Annotated in this window: 16 protein-coding genes; 13 read left to right on the forward strand and 3 right to left on the reverse strand. The window is 70.8% G+C overall.

Annotated elements, in window-relative coordinates; all coding sequences use genetic code 11:
- Nucleotides 1–12 precede the first annotated feature (12 nt).
- Nucleotides 13–930, reverse strand: a complete 918-nt coding sequence (locus OHA64_RS45020; RefSeq protein ID WP_405623025.1) for a LysR family transcriptional regulator — start codon at nt 928–930, stop codon at nt 13–15.
- A gap of 143 nt (nt 931–1,073) precedes the next feature.
- On the opposite strand from OHA64_RS45020, the gene OHA64_RS45025 reads away from it, so the two are divergent.
- The 8 genes from OHA64_RS45025 to OHA64_RS45060 all read left to right on the forward strand — a co-directional run bounded on the left by OHA64_RS45025 (nt 1,074) and on the right by OHA64_RS45060 (nt 8,559).
- Nucleotides 1,074–1,151 (forward strand): putative leader peptide, encoded by a 78-nt coding sequence (locus tag OHA64_RS45025; RefSeq protein WP_368861482.1) that lies wholly within the window; start codon nt 1,074–1,076, stop codon nt 1,149–1,151.
- A 171-nt stretch (nt 1,152–1,322) separates the two neighbouring features.
- The gene (gene sfnG / locus OHA64_RS45030; protein ID WP_405623027.1) at nt 1,323–2,441 is read left to right on the forward strand and encodes a dimethylsulfone monooxygenase SfnG; all 1,119 of its coding nucleotides are present in this window, start codon (nt 1,323–1,325) and stop codon (nt 2,439–2,441) included.
- Between the two features lie 35 nt (nt 2,442–2,476).
- Nucleotides 2,477–3,748, forward strand: a complete 1,272-nt coding sequence (locus OHA64_RS45035) for an acyl-CoA dehydrogenase family protein (RefSeq protein ID WP_405623029.1) — start codon at nt 2,477–2,479, stop codon at nt 3,746–3,748.
- Nucleotides 3,749–3,809: 61 nt separating this feature from the next.
- The gene (gene ssuE, locus OHA64_RS45040; protein WP_405623031.1) at nt 3,810–4,364 is read left to right on the forward strand and encodes an NADPH-dependent FMN reductase; all 555 of its coding nucleotides are present in this window, start codon (nt 3,810–3,812) and stop codon (nt 4,362–4,364) included.
- 4 nt (nt 4,365–4,368) lie between these two features.
- Complete coding sequence (locus OHA64_RS45045; RefSeq protein WP_405623033.1) at nt 4,369–5,553, forward strand: SfnB family sulfur acquisition oxidoreductase; 1,185 nt, start codon at nt 4,369–4,371, stop codon at nt 5,551–5,553.
- 25 nt (nt 5,554–5,578) lie between these two features.
- On the forward strand, nt 5,579–6,721 hold the full coding sequence (locus OHA64_RS45050) for an LLM class flavin-dependent oxidoreductase (RefSeq protein WP_405623034.1): 1,143 nt from the start codon (nt 5,579–5,581) through the stop codon (nt 6,719–6,721).
- A 121-nt stretch (nt 6,722–6,842) separates the two neighbouring features.
- Nucleotides 6,843–7,289 (forward strand): peptidoglycan-binding protein, encoded by a 447-nt coding sequence (locus tag OHA64_RS45055; RefSeq protein WP_405623035.1) that lies wholly within the window; start codon nt 6,843–6,845, stop codon nt 7,287–7,289.
- Nucleotides 7,290–7,317: 28 nt separating this feature from the next.
- A complete protein-coding gene (locus OHA64_RS45060) occupies nt 7,318–8,559 on the forward strand; it encodes a hypothetical protein (RefSeq protein WP_405623036.1) in 1,242 nt (413 codons plus the stop codon).
- Between the two features lie 24 nt (nt 8,560–8,583).
- On the opposite strand, the gene OHA64_RS45065 is transcribed toward OHA64_RS45060, so the two are convergent.
- The gene (locus OHA64_RS45065) at nt 8,584–9,612 is read right to left on the reverse strand and encodes an acyl-CoA dehydrogenase family protein (RefSeq protein WP_405623037.1); all 1,029 of its coding nucleotides are present in this window, start codon (nt 9,610–9,612) and stop codon (nt 8,584–8,586) included.
- A gap of 99 nt (nt 9,613–9,711) precedes the next feature.
- On the opposite strand from OHA64_RS45065, the gene OHA64_RS45070 reads away from it, so the two are divergent.
- The 5 genes from OHA64_RS45070 (at nt 9,712) to OHA64_RS45090 (ending at nt 14,506) form a co-directional block, all read left to right on the forward strand.
- Nucleotides 9,712–10,062 carry a YciI family protein gene (locus tag OHA64_RS45070; RefSeq protein WP_405623038.1) on the forward strand — a complete coding sequence of 117 codons (351 nt, stop codon included), beginning with the start codon at nt 9,712–9,714 and terminating at the stop codon, nt 10,060–10,062.
- A 3-nt stretch (nt 10,063–10,065) separates the two neighbouring features.
- A complete protein-coding gene (locus OHA64_RS45075; protein ID WP_405623039.1) occupies nt 10,066–11,262 on the forward strand; it encodes an RNA polymerase sigma factor in 1,197 nt (398 codons plus the stop codon).
- Nucleotides 11,263–11,392: 130 nt separating this feature from the next.
- Entirely contained in the window at nt 11,393–12,715 is a 1,323-nt protein-coding gene (locus OHA64_RS45080) for an aldehyde dehydrogenase family protein (RefSeq protein ID WP_405623040.1), read from the forward strand.
- Nucleotides 12,716–12,850: 135 nt separating this feature from the next.
- Nucleotides 12,851–13,756: an oxidoreductase gene (locus OHA64_RS45085; protein ID WP_405623041.1), complete on the forward strand. Its 906-nt coding sequence runs from the start codon at nt 12,851–12,853 to the stop codon at nt 13,754–13,756.
- Between the two features lie 81 nt (nt 13,757–13,837).
- Nucleotides 13,838–14,506: a maltokinase N-terminal cap-like domain-containing protein gene (locus OHA64_RS45090; RefSeq protein WP_405623042.1), complete on the forward strand. Its 669-nt coding sequence runs from the start codon at nt 13,838–13,840 to the stop codon at nt 14,504–14,506.
- Between the two features lie 39 nt (nt 14,507–14,545).
- Here the strand turns inward: OHA64_RS45090 and OHA64_RS45095 are convergent, their stop codons facing one another.
- A complete protein-coding gene (locus tag OHA64_RS45095; RefSeq protein WP_405623043.1) occupies nt 14,546–15,253 on the reverse strand; it encodes a dienelactone hydrolase family protein in 708 nt (235 codons plus the stop codon).
- Nucleotides 15,254–15,438: the final 185 nt, after the last annotated feature.

Consider the following 15,438-nt stretch of genomic DNA (forward strand, 5'->3'; position numbering starts at 1 on the left):
GAGCGCGCTCGGTCAGTGGGTGCTGAGTGTCCCGCCCAGCACCCCGGCCCGGCGTACGAACACGTCGTACAGGTCCTGCGCCGCCTGCGGCACCGACTCGGCTTTCCGGCGTTGCAGCATCAGCAGCACCCGGGTGGTGTCGTCCGCGATCGGCCGGTAGGTGATGGTGCCGAGCCGCTCCAGCGGATCCCCGGCCACGCTGAAGTCCGGCAGGACCGTCGCCCCGAGGCCCTCGGCGACCATCAGTTTCCCCATCTCCGCGCCGTCGGTGGAGTACGAGAAGGACGGGGTGCGGCCGTCCAGGAGTCGGTGCACATAGCGGTGCATGACATACCCCGAGCGCATCGCGATCAGGGGCTCCGTGAGCAGGTCGTCCACCGTCACCGCGGGCCGGGACGCGAGCGGGCTGTCGGGGCGCATGCACACCACCGGTCGGCCGTGGAGCAACCGCGTGGACTCGAAGCCGGCGGGTACGTCGTCGCCGTCGAGGTGATTGACCAGCCCGAGGTCGAAACCTCCCTCGGACAGGGCCCGGTGGATCTCCGTCTGCTGTGCGCCGACCACCTCGACCTGCGTGACCGGATGCACCGCACGGAAGTCGCGGACCGCCGGGACGAGCAACGGCACGGTCGCCGCGTTCACCGTGCCGACCCGCACCATCCGGCTGATGCGGTGCTGCTCGCCCGCCGCCACCCGAAGCCGGTCCACCGCCTCCAGCACACGGACGATGTACGGCAGCAGCTCCCGGCCCTCCGCGCTCATCGTCGCCCCGGACCGCTTGCGTTCCAGGAGATCGACTCCCAGCTCCCGCTCCAGGTTTCTGACGGTCTCGCTCAACGCGGGCTGCGACAGCCGCAGTTCCTCCGCTGCCCGGCGCAGCGAACCGAGCCGTGTGACCGCCGCGATGTATTCCAGCTGTTCAGTGCGCACCGCAGCAGAATGCGTGGGATTCGACGGCCCGTTCAAGGGTTTCCCTGTCACACGTTCGTGAAATTCAATGGTCCGCGATACGAGACCGGTCGGGTTTTCCTTGACGGTTGTCTCCGCCGACTGCCACCATCGACGACATGAAGATGCGACTGGACCTCACGCGGCGACGCCACGTCGACCTCGCGCGCGTCTCCAGCGCCTCCTGTTGCCTCGCGGCCTGAGCCGCCGCCCCTTTTCCGCGCCCGCCCTGCCACCCCGCCCGGGGGGCAGGAGCCTGCCGCGTCCTCACTTCACCGCCTGAATCCGCGACGGCCTGAACCCCATTGAGCGCCTCGCGCCTTTCCGATTCGGCGTTCCCGCAATCCCCGTGCATTCCGCAACAGGAGTTCCGCATGCCCGCGCCCGTGAAATTCGCCTATTGGGTCCCCAATGTCAGCGGGGGACTCGTCACCAGCAAGATCGAGCAGCGCACCGACTGGGGCTACGACTACAACCGCGAACTCGCCGTCCTCGCCGAGAACAACGGCTTCGAGTACGCCCTCAGCCAGGTCCGCTACATGGCCAGCTACGGCGCCGAGTACCAGCACGAGTCGACCAGCTTCAGCCTCGCGCTCCTCCTCGCCACCGAGCGCCTGAAGGTCATCGCCGCCGTCCACCCCGGCCTGTGGCACCCCGGCGTCCTCGCCAAGCTCGGTGCCACCGCCGACCACCTGTCGAAGGGCCGCTTCGCCGTCAACGTCGTCTCCGGCTGGTTCAAGGGCGAGTTCACCGCCCTCGGCGAGCCCTGGCTGGAGCACGACGAACGCTACCGCCGCTCCGAGGAGTTCATCCGCGCCCTGCGTCAGATCTGGACCGAGGACCACACCGAACTCGCCGGTGACTTCTACCGGTTGCGCGACTTCTCCCTCAAGCCCAAGCCTCTCAACACCCCCGAGCGCCCGCACCCCGAGATCTTCCAGGGCGGCAACTCCACCGCCGCCCGCGCCATGGCCGGCCGGGTCTCCGACTGGTACTTCTCCAACGGCAAGGACTTCGACGGCGTGACCGAGCAGATCGCGGACGTCCGCAGGTCCGCCGCCGAAGTCGGCCGTACGGCACCGAAGTTCGGGCTCAACGGCTTCCTCATCGCCCGCGACACGGAGGCCGAGGCCCGCGAGACCCTGCGCGAGATCGTCGCCCAGGCCGACTCCGAGGCCGTCGAGGGCTTCGGTGCCGCCGTCAAGCAGGCCGGCCAGTCCGCCGCCGACGGCAAGGGCATGTGGCAGGACTCCGGCTTCGAGGACCTGATCCAGTACAACGACGGCTTCCGTACCGGCCTGATCGGCACGCCGGAGCAGATCGCCGAGCGGATCGTCGCCTACAAGAAGCTCGGCGTCGACCTCCTGCTCCTCGGCTTCCTGCACTACCACGAGGAGGTCGAGTACTTCGGCAAGCGGGTGCTGCCCCTCGTACGCGAGCTGGAAGCCCAACTTCCCGATTCCGAAACCGAGTTCGCCGCTTCCCGCGCCTGACCGTCCGCGCCCCACCGCGAAAGAGGTCGACACCCATGAGCACCGTCACGCCCACCGACTGGCAGACCCGCCCCGCCCCGCAGACCGCCGAGGACTGGATCGCGCGCGCCGCCGAGGTGGCCGCCGTCCTCGCCACCGACGCCGCCGCCCGTGACCGGGCCGGCGCCACCCCGTACGCCGAGGTCCAGCTCCTGAAGGACTCCGGCCTGGTCACCCTGCTCGGCCCCACGGAGCACGGCGGAGCGGGCCAGGACTGGCCGACCGCCTACCGGGTGGTCCGCGAGGTCGCCAAGGCCGACGGCTCCATCGGCCAGCTCCTCGGCTACCACTACCTGTGGAACTGGGCCGCCCGGTTGGTCGGCACCCGCGAACAGTGGGAGCACGTCGAAGCGGAGGCTGCCAGGAACCGCTGGTTCTTCGGCGGGGCCGTCAACCCCCGCGACAAGGACGTGATCGTCACCGAGGACGGCGACGACCTGGTCTTCACCGGCCGCAAGTCCTTCTCCACCGGCAGCAAGGTCTCCGACGTCACCGTCCTCGAAGGCGTCCTGGAGGGCACCGACAGCCACGTCTTCGCGATCGTGCCCTCCGACTCCGAGGGCCTGACCTTCCACGACGACTGGGACAACATCGGCCAGCGCCTCACCGAGAGCGGTGGTGTCACGATCGACGGGGTCCGCACGCCCTGGTCGTCGGCGGCCGGATACGTCGACAAGGAGTTCCAGCCGCGCACCTACAACACCCTCAACGTCCCGACCATCCAACTGGTCTTCGTCAACTTCTACCTCGGCATCGCGGGCGGCGCGCTCGAGACGGCCGCCACCTACACCCGGACCAGGACGCGGCCCTGGCTGCACGGCGGCCACGACCGAGCGGTCGACGAGCCGTACGTCATCGACACCTACGGCGACCTCACCGCGAAGCTCTGGGCGGTGGAGGCCCTCGCCGACGCCGTCGCCGCCGAGGGGCAGAAGCTGCACGACGACCCCGACGCGGTCACCGAGCAGACCCGCGGCGACTTCGAGGTACGGGTGGCCGCCGTGAAGGCCCGCGCCACTGAGGTCGCCCTGGAGATCTCGAACCGTGTCTTCGAGGTGACCGGCGCCCGCTCCACCACCACCGCCGAGGGCCTCGACCGCTTCTGGCGCAACGTCCGTACCCGCCCACCCGTCTCCCGACCACCGCCCCTCAATGAGGCGCTTCGCGCCGCCCTTTCCGGATTGCACGACCCGGTCGCCTACAAGCGACGCGAGGTCGGCCGCTGGGTCCTCGAAGGCGAACTGCCCCAACCCACCTGGTACTCCTGACCGTCCGCCCCGGGGGCGCCCGTCATCCGCGGGCGCCCCGTTCTCCCCCGAAAGAGGACCCATGGCCACCATCCTGTCCGTCTCCGGCAGCCCCTCCGCCTCCTCCCGCACCGGCAAGCTACTGCGTCACCTCGACGCCCGCCTCGCCGCCCAGGGCCACGAGGTGATCCCGCTCGACGTCCGCACGATCCCGGCGGAGGCCCTGCTCGGCGCCGACTTCCGGCACCCCGCGATCGTCGCGGCCACCGAGCTCTTCGAGCGCGCCGACGGCATCGTCATCGGCACCCCCGTCTACAAGGCGGCCTACTCCGGCGTCCTCAAGGCGCTCCTCGACCTGCTCCCGCAGTACGCCCTCGCCGGCAAGACCGTCCTGCCCCTGGCGACCGGCGGTACGACGGCCCACGTGCTGGCCATCGACTACGCGCTGCGTCCGGTGCTCAGCTCCATGGGCGCGGGCCACATCGTGCAGGGCTGGTTCACCCTCGACAAGGACATCACCGCCCACGAGGACGGCACCCTCACCGTCGCCCCGACCGCGATCGAGGCCCTCACCCAGGTCCTCGACCAGTTCTCGACGGTCCTGGGCCGCACCCCCCTGCTGGCCGCGGCGGGCTGACACCGTGACCGCGAAAGTCATCGCCGACGACGTCGAGGCCCTGACGGTGGCCCGCCTGCTCGCCGACGAGTTCCGCGCCGGCGCCTCGGAGCGGGACACCGAACGCCGCCTGCCGCGCGAGGAGTTGGACCGTCTGTCCGCCTCTGGACTGCTCGCGGTCACCGTGCCCGCCGAGCACGGGGGAGCGGACGTACGCCAGGAGACGCTGGCGGAGATCTTCCGGCTGCTCGCGTCGGCCGACGCGAGCCTCGCCCAGATCCCGCAGAGCCACTTCGTTTACGTGAACGTGCTCCGTCGTCAAGGAAGCTCGCCGCAAAAGGAGTTCTTCTTCGGTGAGGTGCTCGCCGGGCGCCGCTTCGGCAACGCCCAGTCCGAGGCGGGCACCAAACACGTCCAGGACATCCGCACCCGCCTGGAAGCCGGCCCCGACGGCTCGTACACCCTCACCGGCACCAAGCACTACTCCACGGGAGCCCTCTTCGCCGACTGGATCCCGGTACTGGCCCGTGCAGAGGACGACAACCTGTACGTCGCCTACGTCCCCCGGGACGCCTCCGGGCTCACGGTGATCGACGACTGGGACGGCATGGGGCAGCGGACCACGGCCAGCGGCACCGTCCGCCTGGACGCTGTCCAGGTCCCGGCCGACCGGGTTCTCCCGCACCATCTCACCTTCCATGGCCCTCAACTCCACGGCGCGGTCGCCCAGTTGCTCCACGCCGCCATCGACGCGGGCATCGCCCGGGGAGCGCTGGCCGAGGCCGCCGAGTTCGTCCGCACCAAGAGCCGGCCCTGGTTCGAGAGCGGAGTCGAGACGGCGGCCGAGGACCCGCTGCTGATCCAGCGTTTCGGGGAACTGGCCATCCAGGTGAGGGCGTCCGAGGCGCTGCTGCGGGAGGCCGCCCGCAGCGTGGACGCGGCCCGCGCCGACCTCACCGACGACACGGCGGCCGAGGCGTCCATCGCGGTCGCCGCGGCCAAGGCGCACGCCGCACAGACCGCCGTGGAGGTCGCCGGCGCCCTGTTCGAGGTGTCCGGCACCCGGTCCGCGCTCAACTCCCTCAACCTGCACCGGCACTGGCGCGACGCCCGCACCCACACCCTGCACGACCCCGCCCGCTGGAAGGTCCAGCACATCGGCAGGTACGTGCTGAACGGCACGCGGCCGCCGCGCCACGGCCTCCTGTAACAGACCTTCCAGAACGGAGACCCCCGTGTCCCTCACCTTCCACTGGTTCCTCCCCACCAACGGCGACAGCCGTCATGTCGTCGGCGGCGGCCACGGCACCCCGGCCACCGCCTCCGGGCGGGACCGGCCGCCGACGGTCGCCTACCTGAGCCAGATCGCCCGCGCCGCGGAGGATCTCGGCTTCGTGGGCGCGCTCACCCCGACCGGCGCCTGGTGCGAGGACGCGTGGCTGACGACCGCGATGGTCAGCCAGAACACGGAGCGGCTCAAGTTCCTGGTCGCCTTCCGGCCCGGCTTCGTCTCGCCGACGCTCGCCGCGCAGATGGCGTCCACCTTCCAGCGCCAGTCCGGCGGACGGCTGCTGCTGAACGTCGTCACCGGCGGCGAGAGCCACGAGCAGCGGGCCTACGGCGACTTCCTCGACAAGGACGACCGGTACCGACGTACCGGTGAATTCCTGCAGATCGTACGGGAGTTGTGGGAAGGCAAGACGGTCGATCTGCAAGGTGAGCACCTCCAGGTCGAGGACGCGAAGCTGGCGCGGGTGCCGGACCCCGTCCCCGAGGTGTACTTCGGCGGGTCCTCGCCCCTCGCCGGCGAGGTCGCCGCGAAGTACGTCGACGTCTATCTCACCTGGGGCGAGCCGCCGGCCCAGGTCGCCGAGAAGATCGCCTGGATCCGGGGGCTCGCGGCGAAGGAAGGGCGGACGGTGCGGTTCGGCATCCGGCTGCACGTCATCACCCGGGACACCTCCGAAGATGCCTGGGCTGAGGCGCATCGGCTGCTCGACGGGTTCGACGCGGAGACCGTGAAATCCGTCCAGGCCGGGCTGGCGCGCAGCGAGTCCCAGGGGCAGCAGCGGATGCTCGCGCTGCACGGCGGCAGCCGGGACGGACTGGAGATCCACCCGAATCTGTGGGCCGGTATCGGCCTGGTGCGCGGGGGCGCGGGGACCGCGCTGGTGGGCAGCCACGAGGAGGTCGCCGAGCGGATCAAGGAGTATGCGGCGCTCGGCATCGAGGAGTTCGTGCTGTCCGGGTATCCACATCTGGAGGAGGCCTACTGGTTCGGCGAAGGGGTGTTGCCGCGGCTGGCCGCGCAGGGGGTGTGGCGGCATCCGTTCCGCACGGAGAGTGCCCCCTCGGCGCAGGTGCCCTTCGCCGGCTGAATGAGGGACCGGGACGACGCGGCGGCGGAATTCAGTGAATATTCAACTGGCCGCCGTTCGCGGGAATTTCCACCTGTTTCCCCAAGTCGAACTATTCCCGATCCGTCACTAGCATGGACGTATGAACGGCACACCAGAGTTCTACGTGGTAAGGGAGGGCGACGTGCTCTCCGAAATCGCGGCCAGGCATCATGTTTCACTGGCCCAGATCCTGGAGTGGAATCCTCAGATCAAGAACAAGAACCTCATTCACCCGAAGGACCGGATTCGCGTGGTTGCGCCCAGCGGAGGGCATGGCGGCGAGGACGAGCCCTTCCCGGGCAAGGACTTCTTCAGGCCGTCCGTACGCAGCCCGATCATCGAGGCCATGGGTTGGCGCCTCGTCGACGAGGAATGCTCGGCCTATCCCGACGACGAGCCCGACCGCCAGTGGAGCGAGGCGGACCGGAAGTCCTATGCCCAGTTCCAACGGAAACTGGGCTTCACGGGCAGCGACGCCGACGGAATTCCCGGGAAGGTGTCGTGGCAGAGACTTCATGTGCCCGCCCTCCACATGAGTGGTGAATAGCCCGCCCGGGCAACAAGGGAGACCGGCTGTGGCCACTTCCGCAGCGGCCCGGGAAAAGACGTCGGCCCGTACGCGCCGACGGCTCGAGGCCGGGCTGCGTTCCCGCCCGCCGAGGTCACCTTGGCGGGCGCGGGCCAAAACCCGTCTCGCCTATCTCGAGGTGCAGTTGAGGCGCGAGCAGGCCAAGCCGCCCTCGAACGACCGCAAAGCCCTCATCGAGGGAACGGCAGTTCATCTCGGCAAGGCCTGCTCGGCGGCGGACGAGTCGTTCGGCTGGCGTCGGTTGTGGTCGAGTTCGACCGCACAGGAAGGCGTCTGGTCGAACCTGCGCAGTGCCGAGGTGCTGCTGTTCCAGCTGGCGTCCGACGCGGAGGTCGCGGGCCGCGCCAGTGAGGTCATGGCGCTGGTCAAACGCCATCTGGACAAGGACGATCCGCAACGGGTCAGCCTCGCCCAGCGGATCCGTCACATCGTCGCCGGTGAGATGACCTTCGCCGACCGTGAGTTGCTGACCCGGGCCCTGGACAGCGCGTACACCGCCCTGGACGCCGAACTGGCCAGGGTGCGGAGCTTGCGCAACATCCTCTGGACGGCCACGTTCGTGGTGCTCGCCGGTGTGGCGGGCCTCGCCGTCTACGGCTGGTTCTTCCCCCAGTCGCTCAGCCTGTGTTTCGCGCCCAAACTCGGCCCCGTCGATGCCAACGGCATGGACATCGTCTGTCCCAGCAAGGACTACCACAGCAAGTCGGCAGGCAGCGTGCCCAGCAGTTTCGCCCAGTCAAGGGACATCCTCACCGTCGAGATCGCCGGACTGGCCGGTGCGGCGTTCACCGTCATCGCCTCGTTGCGCCGCATCCGGGGCACCAGCGCCCCCTACATGCTCCCCCTGGCGTCGGCGGTACTGAAGTTCCCGACCGGCGCACTGTCCGCCTTCCTCGGGGTACTGCTGATCAGGGGCGCCTTCGTCCCCGGGCTCAGTGACCTGGACAGCAGAGCGCAGGTCCTCGCCTGGGCCGCGGCCTTCGGAGCCGCGCAGTACCTGGTGACCCGACTGGTGGACGACCGCGCGCAGTTGACGCTGTCGGAGGTGGGCAGACCCACCGACTCGGTCGTCGATCCGGAGAACGCCGCCGTCATGGAGGGCAGCGTGCAGGAGGAGGCCTCGACGAACGGAACACCGGCCGCCCGGGACGGCGACGGTGAACGACCCCACGGAATCCCGGTCAAGCAGGCGCCGGTGTCACCACCGGAAGGGCCTGCCGCGCCGTGAACCGGGCCGCGCGGCCGACCCACATCAGCCGGTCAGCGCGGTGAGGTGAGCCGTGCGTGACTCCCGCGTCTGACCCTGCACCAACAGGAACAGCGCCTCCCGGGCCAGGCGTTGGGCCCGGTGCGTCAGCAGCATCGAGCGGCCTCCCGCGCTCACCACGGCTGCCGTGGTGGCCGTCTGCAACACCTCGTACGCCTGCGTCTTGAGCGCGAGGCGTTCCGTGACACGCTCATGGGGCGCCGTATCGGCGGCCAGGGCGTAGGCGCGCCCACGCACCTCCCTCAGTCGGGCACGCAGGGGGATCGCCGTCTCCTCGTCCAAGAGGGGCAGGGCCGCCTCCGCGACGCCGAAGACCGCCGGGCTGGCGTTCACCGTCTTGAGTCGGTCCACCGCCGCCCAGCGGTCGTACGGGGTGCGCAGGGCCACCGCCTCCTCCGGCAGCCACAGGCCGTCCAGCTCCAGCGACACCGTGCGGGACGCGGTGAGGGCCGCCAGACGCATCGGCTCCGATGCCCGCAGGCCCGGCTGCTCCCTCGCCTCCGTGAAGGCGAACAGGGCCTCGTCCGTGTCGGTCACTCCGGCGAGCAGCATGACGTCGTTCAGACCCCACCCCGTGTACCAGGGCACCGAACCGTCGAACCGCCAGCCGCCCCGGTCCCGGGTGACCCGGACGGGCGTGCGCGGGTGGGCCCGCAGGTGGGCGTACGCCACCCCGGACAGCAGCTCGCCGCTCGCCAGCCGGGCCAGCAGGCGCTCGCGCACCGGGCCCTCGCTCTTCGCCAGCGTCATCACCGGCGTGTGGTGCTGCGTCTGCACGAACCAGGTCGAGCAGCACGCCCCGGCCAATATCTCCGCCGTTTCGCGTACCACCGCGCCGGGCGCCGCGGCCCCGCCGTACTCCCGCGGCGCGTTCAGGCCGAGCAGGCCCGAACGTCTGATCTCCGCGAGATGGCTTTCGGGCACCTGAGTCCGGTCGACCTGTTCGGCGTGCGGGGCGAGGAGGTCGTCCGCGAGACGGCGGGCTCGGGCGACGAGGGGGTGCGGTGCGGTCATGGAGAAGATTCTTTCCGGTTTCGCGGTGTGGGGTGTCGATCCGGGGGACTGCCGTTCGTGTAGGAGGTGAGAGAACGGCACGAAGCCAAGGAGGACGTCATGAAGCACTATCTGCTCAGCGTGGTCCAGCCGGCCGGCGGTGAGCCGCCCCCGCCCGACGAGCTGTCCGAGATCATGCGCCGCGTCCAGGCGCACAACGACGAGCTGCGCGCCGCCGGGGCCTGGGTCTTCGCCGGCGGGCTGCACGGACCGGAGACGGCCACGATGCTGCGGCCGAAGGACGGCGACGTGCTCGTCACCGACGGGCCGTACGCCGAGGGCAAGGAGTACCTCGGCGGCCTGTGCCTGATCAGGGCCGCCGACCTGGACGAGGCCCTGGAATGGGGCAGGAAGGCCGCCCTGGCCACCACCCTCCCCATCGAGGTGCGCCCCTTCGTGGACACGCACTGACCGATGCCGGACACCACCGACGTCGAGGCCGTCTTCCGCGCGGAGTACGGCCGTGCCGTCGCCGTCCTCGTCCGCTTCCTCGGCGACATCGACCTCGCCGAGGAAGCCGTCCAGGACGCGTTCACCACGGCCGTACGACGCTGGCCGGAGACCGGCGTGCCGCCCAGCCCGGCCGGGTGGATCATCACGACGGCCCGGAACCGGGCCGTCGACCGGCTGCGCCGCGAGTCCACCCGGGACGCCCGGCAGGCGGAGGCAGCCCGCTTGTACGCTCCCGACCCGCCCGCGCAGGAGGGCCCCGTGCGCGACGACCGGCTCCGCCTGATCTTCACCTGCTGCCACCCCGCGCTCGCACCGCAGGCGCGGGTCGCACTGACCCTGCGACTGCTCGGCGGACTCGGCACCGCCCAGATCGCCCGCGCCTTCCTCGTCGCCGAGCCGACCATGGCCCAGCGCCTGGTCCGCGCCAAGGCGAAGATCCGGGACGCCCGGATCCCGTACCGGGTGCCGCGCGACGCCGACCTTCCCGACCGGCTGAAGGGCGTGCTGGCCGTCGTCTACCTCATCTTCAACGAGGGGTACGGCGGCGACGCCGAGTTGTGCGCGGAAGCCGTACGGCTCGGTCGTCTCCTCGGCGAGCTGATGCCCGACGAGCCGGAGGCGATCGGCCTGCTGGCCTTGATGCTCCTCATCGAGTCCCGCCGCGGCGCACGCGAGGACGTCGACGGCGCGCTCGTCCCGCTGCCGGAGCAGGACCGGGGCCGGTGGCAGCGGGACCTGGTCGCCGAGGGACAGGAACTGGTGCGCCGCTGCCTGCGCCGGAACCACCCCGGGCCCTACCAGATCCAGGCCGCCATCCAGGCCGTCCACAGCGACGCCCCGAGCGCCGACGCCACCGACTGGGGACAGATCCTTCAGCTCTACGACCAGCTGCTCGCCCTCACCCCCAGCCCGGTCGTGGCCCTGAACCGGGCGGTCGCCGTAGCCGAGGCAGAGGGCCCGGGGGCGGCCCTCGACCTCGTGGACGCGCTGGACCTGGGCGGCTACCACGTCTTCCACGCCGTCCGCGCCGACCTGCTGCGCCGCCTGGGCCGGGACACGGAGGCCGTGGAGGCGTACGAGGCGGCCGTACAGCTGGCAGGCAACCCGGCGGAACGCGCGTATCTCGAACGCCGGCGCCGGGAACTCGCGCGACCGTGACACACGACTCAAGGAATCCGGGTCCCCATGGTCGGAATTTATTTGGGCACATGAAAGGTTGGCATATACACCTGACAGTCGAGACCCGGACTCCGCCGGCCGAAAGGCCCGCGAACCCCAGCGAGGCACCGTGAACCACCCCACCCCCGAGCAGCCCGCCGACATCGTGGCCCGGCTGCGCGCCACGTTCCGCACCGGCCGCACCAAGCCCGTCGCCTGGCGTACCGAGCAGCTGAGCCGCCTGCGCGCGATGCTCACCGAGAACGGCGCCGACCTCGCCGCGGCCCTCCACGCCGACCTGGGCAAGAGCACCACCGAGGCGTACCGCACCGAGATCGACTTCACCGTCCGCGAGATCGACCACACCCTCGACCACCTCACCGACTGGCTGCGCCCCGAGTCCGCCCCGGTCCCGGCATTCCTCGGTGACGACGCCAGCGCCTGGACGCGGTACGACCCCCTGGGCGTGGTCCTCGTCATCGCGCCCTGGAACTACCCGGCCCAGCTCCTGCTCGCCCCCGTGGTCGGCGCCCTCGCCGCGGGCAACTCCGTGGTCGCCAAGCCGAGCGAGCTGGCGCCCGCCACCTCCGCCGCGCTGGCCCGGCTGCTGCCCGCCTACCTGGACACCGACGCGGTCGCCGTCGTCGAGGGCGGCATCCCCGAGACCACGGCCCTGCTGGCCGAGCGCTTCGACCACATCTTCTACACCGGCAACGGCACCGTCGGCCGTATCGTGATGCGCGCCGCCGCCGAGCACCTCACACCGGTCGCCCTGGAGCTGGGCGGCAAGTCCCCGGCGTTCGTCGACCGCGGCACCGACCTCGACGTGGTCGCCGACCGGCTGGTCCGCGGGAAGTTCCTCAACGCCGGACAGACCTGTGTCGCCCCCGACTACGTCCTGACCGACCCGGAGACCGCCGCCGCGCTGGAGCCGGCTCTGGTCCGCGCGGTCGAGTCCCTGTACGGCGCCGACCCGGCGGCCTCCGGCGAGTACGGCCGGATCGTCAACGAACGCCACTTCGACCGGCTGGTCGGACTGCTCGACTCGGGCCGGGTGGCGGTGGGCGGAGACAGCGACCGTACGGTCAAGTACATCGCGCCCACCGTCCTCGCCGACGTCGACCCCGAGGCGCCCGTCATGGGCGAGGAGATCTTCGGCCCGATCCTGCCGATCGTCACCGTCGCCGGCCTGTCCGAGGCGATCGACTTCATCACCGACCGCGACAAGCCACTCGCCCTGTACGTCTTCACGGAGGCCGAGGAGACGCGGCGCCGGATCGCCGACGAGACCTCCTCGGGCGGCCTCGGCTACGGCCTTCCGCTGGCCCATCTCACCGTCTCCGACCTGCCGTTCGGCGGGGTGGGGGAGAGCGGCATGGGCAGTTACCACGGGCGCTACTCCATCGAGACGTTCAGCCACCGCAAGGCGGTACTGGAGAAGCCGCTGAGCTGAGCCGCCGGGCCACACGGACAGCCGCGGCCCGCACGCCATCGTCATCAAGGGCACGCCGCGGCGCCCTGAGCGGGGGAGGGTACGGCATGCGTAAACCTGTACGGCGGTAGGACGGGGGTGTGCCAGAATCCGCCGATGACCTCCGAAGTGATCACCGCGGACGCCGCGGGCACCTGGCAACTCGGTGACCTCACCGTCAACCGCCTCGGTTTCGGCGCGATGCGGTTGACGGGCAGCGCCGCCTTCCACCTTGGGGCGCCGAGCGACCGGGAGCGGTCGATCTCCGTGCTGCGCAAGGCGGTAGAACTCGGTGTGAACCACATCGACACGGCCGCCTTCTACTTCTCCGCACTGCGCTCGGCCAACGAGATCATCAACAGCGCGCTGTCGCCGTACGCCGACGACCTGGTCCTCGTCACCAAGGTCGGCCCGTTGCGGAACTACTCGGGTCAGTGGGCCACTTCGGCCCGGCCCGAGGACCTGCGCGGCCATGTCGAGGAGAACCTGCGCCAGCTCGGACGCGACCACCTGGACGTCGTCAACCTCCGCCGTATGCGGCAGGAGTCCATCGCCGAGCACTTCGGCGCCCTGGCCGAACTGCGCGAGGAGGGCCTGATCAGGCACCTCGGCATCTCCGACGTCGAGCCCCGGCACCTCGCCGAGGCGCAGGCCATCGCCCCCGTGGTGTGTGTGCAGAACCGGTTCGCCCTCGACTCGTACGACCCGGCCACCGACGAACTCCTGCGGATCTGCGGCGAACAGGGCATCGCCTTCGTGCCGTTCTACGCCATATCCGGCGACCGCGGACCCCAGCGGGCCGCCACCACCCACGACGACGCGGTCCTCGCCGTCGCGCGGGCCCACGACGCGACACCCACCCAGGTCCGGCTCGCCTGGACCCTGCGACAGGGCCCGCACGTCCTGACCATCCCGGGCACCGGCAACCCCGACCACCTCGTGGAGAACGTGGCCGCGGGCGCCCTCCGTCTCACCGACGAGGAGGCGGGCACGCTCGACGTGCTGCACCAGAAGGACAGTTGAGACGGGGGGTTGCCGACCCCCCTCACACCCCATGTATTCCGCGAAGTTCCGGCATCCGCTCACGGAAAGAGAACCCGAGGCATGGCCGTCATCCACCGCACCACCCTCAAGCCGACCAAGCTCGACCTGCTGACCGCCTGGCTGCCCACCCGGCCCTGGTACGCCGGTGGGCCGGGCGAACCCCGGCTGTCCAAGGCGGGCGGCTTCCGACTGGACGATCCGCAGGGCGAGGTCGGCATCGAGTTCATGGTGGCCACCGACACCTCCGGCACCCACCCGGTCGCCCACCTGGTACCGCTCACCTACCGAGGCGCCCCGCTCCAAGGGGCGGAGCACGCCCTCGTCGGCACGATGGAGCACGGCGTGCTGGGGCCCCGCTGGGCCTACGACGGCTGCCACGACCCGGTGCTGGTCGCCCAGTTGCTCGCTTTGGTCGAGGGCAGCGCCGAGGCCCAGGCCCAGAGCGTCAGTGACACCCCGGCCCCGGACGTCACCCGATCCTGCACGCAGGAGGGTCCGCTGCCGTCCACCGCCCTCACCGCCGCCGACGACGAAGAGGGCACCGAGCTGTCGCACCCGCAGGGCGCCACCCTCCGTCTGCACCGGGTCCTGCGGCCCGCTCCGGACGGCGAGCTCTCCCTCCCGCCGGGCGCGATCGGCCATGTCGCCGGTGCGTGGCGCACACCGGACGACGCCAGGATCCGGTCGCTGTTCGCCGTTTTGTATCCCGCCTCGGCGACCGGGGCCTAGTTCTGGGACCTGTCCGGCCGGAGAGGTCCTACAGGCGGCTCACCCCAGCTGTTCGTGCAGGAAGGGCACGGTGCTCTCCCAGGCGCGGGCGGCCGACTCCGCGTGATGGACCGGCCGGCCGTCGTTGAAGAAGGCGTGGTCGGCCGGATAGCGGCGGATGTCCGGGGCGATGCCCGACTGCTCCCGAACGGCGTCGGCCAGCCGGTCGACGGTCTCGGCGGGGATGCTCTGGTCGAGTTCGCCGAAGTGTCCGAGGACCTTGGCCTTGAGCCCCGAGAAGTCCGGCATCTCGCCCTGGATGACGCCGTAGAACGGCACGGCGGCGCTCACGCGCGGGTCCGCCGCCGCCAGGTACAGCACGAAGCCGCCGCCCATGCAGAAGCCCACCGCGCCGGCCGTGTCCGAGGTGACCTCGGGCAGGGACAGCAGATGGTCGACGGCCCCGGAGAGCAGTTCGACCCCGCGCGGGACCGGGAGGGCCTGCATCATCCGCAGGGCCTCCTGGCTCTCGTGCGCCACGTTGCCGCCGTAGAGGTCGGGGGCGAGAGCGACGAAACCCTCCCGGGCGAGCCGGTCGGCCACGTCAGCGATGTGGTCGGTCAGGCCCCACCACTCCTGGATCACGATGACGCCGGGACCGCGCCCGGACGGGGGCAGCGCGAGATAGCCGTGCGCGGTGGTCCCGCCGCTGGGAAAGGTGACGTTCTGGCGGGCGGGGGCACCGGTCGACTTCGGCAGTTCGGTCATGACGCTCGACTCCTGTGCGGAAGTGCGGGTGGGGGCACCGGGGCGGTTTCCCCCGGTGTGATCACCAGCCTGCCACGCCCGGGACGGCCCTCTCGGGGCACCCGCGGTCTCCCCGCCCCGACCGACTGGCGCCCGCGAAGTTTTACGTATAACCTCTCCCGTCATCACCCGCTCCGAAAGGTCCC

The organism is Streptomyces sp. NBC_00076, assembly GCF_045041235.1.
GTDB lineage: Bacteria > Actinomycetota > Actinomycetes > Streptomycetales > Streptomycetaceae > Streptomyces.

What these genes read in the sequence shown, in the direction of transcription:
- OHA64_RS45025 (WP_368861482.1), top strand. Translation starts at nt 1,074, where the DNA reads ATGCGACTGGACCTCACGCGGCGACGCCACGTCGACCTCGCGCGCGTC.
- sfnG (WP_405623027.1), top strand. Translation starts at nt 1,323, where the DNA reads ATGCCCGCGCCCGTGAAATTCGCCTATTGGGTCCCCAATGTCAGCGGG.
- OHA64_RS45035 (WP_405623029.1), top strand. Translation starts at nt 2,477, where the DNA reads ATGAGCACCGTCACGCCCACCGACTGGCAGACCCGCCCCGCCCCGCAG.
- ssuE (WP_405623031.1), top strand. Translation starts at nt 3,810, where the DNA reads ATGGCCACCATCCTGTCCGTCTCCGGCAGCCCCTCCGCCTCCTCCCGC.
- OHA64_RS45055 (WP_405623035.1), top strand. Translation starts at nt 6,843, where the DNA reads ATGAACGGCACACCAGAGTTCTACGTGGTAAGGGAGGGCGACGTGCTC.
- OHA64_RS45065 (WP_405623037.1), bottom strand. Translation starts at nt 9,612, where the DNA reads ATGACCGCACCGCACCCCCTCGTCGCCCGAGCCCGCCGTCTCGCGGAC.
- OHA64_RS45070 (WP_405623038.1), top strand. Translation starts at nt 9,712, where the DNA reads ATGAAGCACTATCTGCTCAGCGTGGTCCAGCCGGCCGGCGGTGAGCCG.
- OHA64_RS45075 (WP_405623039.1), top strand. Translation starts at nt 10,066, where the DNA reads ATGCCGGACACCACCGACGTCGAGGCCGTCTTCCGCGCGGAGTACGGC.
- OHA64_RS45085 (WP_405623041.1), top strand. Translation starts at nt 12,851, where the DNA reads ATGACCTCCGAAGTGATCACCGCGGACGCCGCGGGCACCTGGCAACTC.
- OHA64_RS45090 (WP_405623042.1), top strand. Translation starts at nt 13,838, where the DNA reads ATGGCCGTCATCCACCGCACCACCCTCAAGCCGACCAAGCTCGACCTG.
- OHA64_RS45095 (WP_405623043.1), bottom strand. Translation starts at nt 15,253, where the DNA reads ATGACCGAACTGCCGAAGTCGACCGGTGCCCCCGCCCGCCAGAACGTC.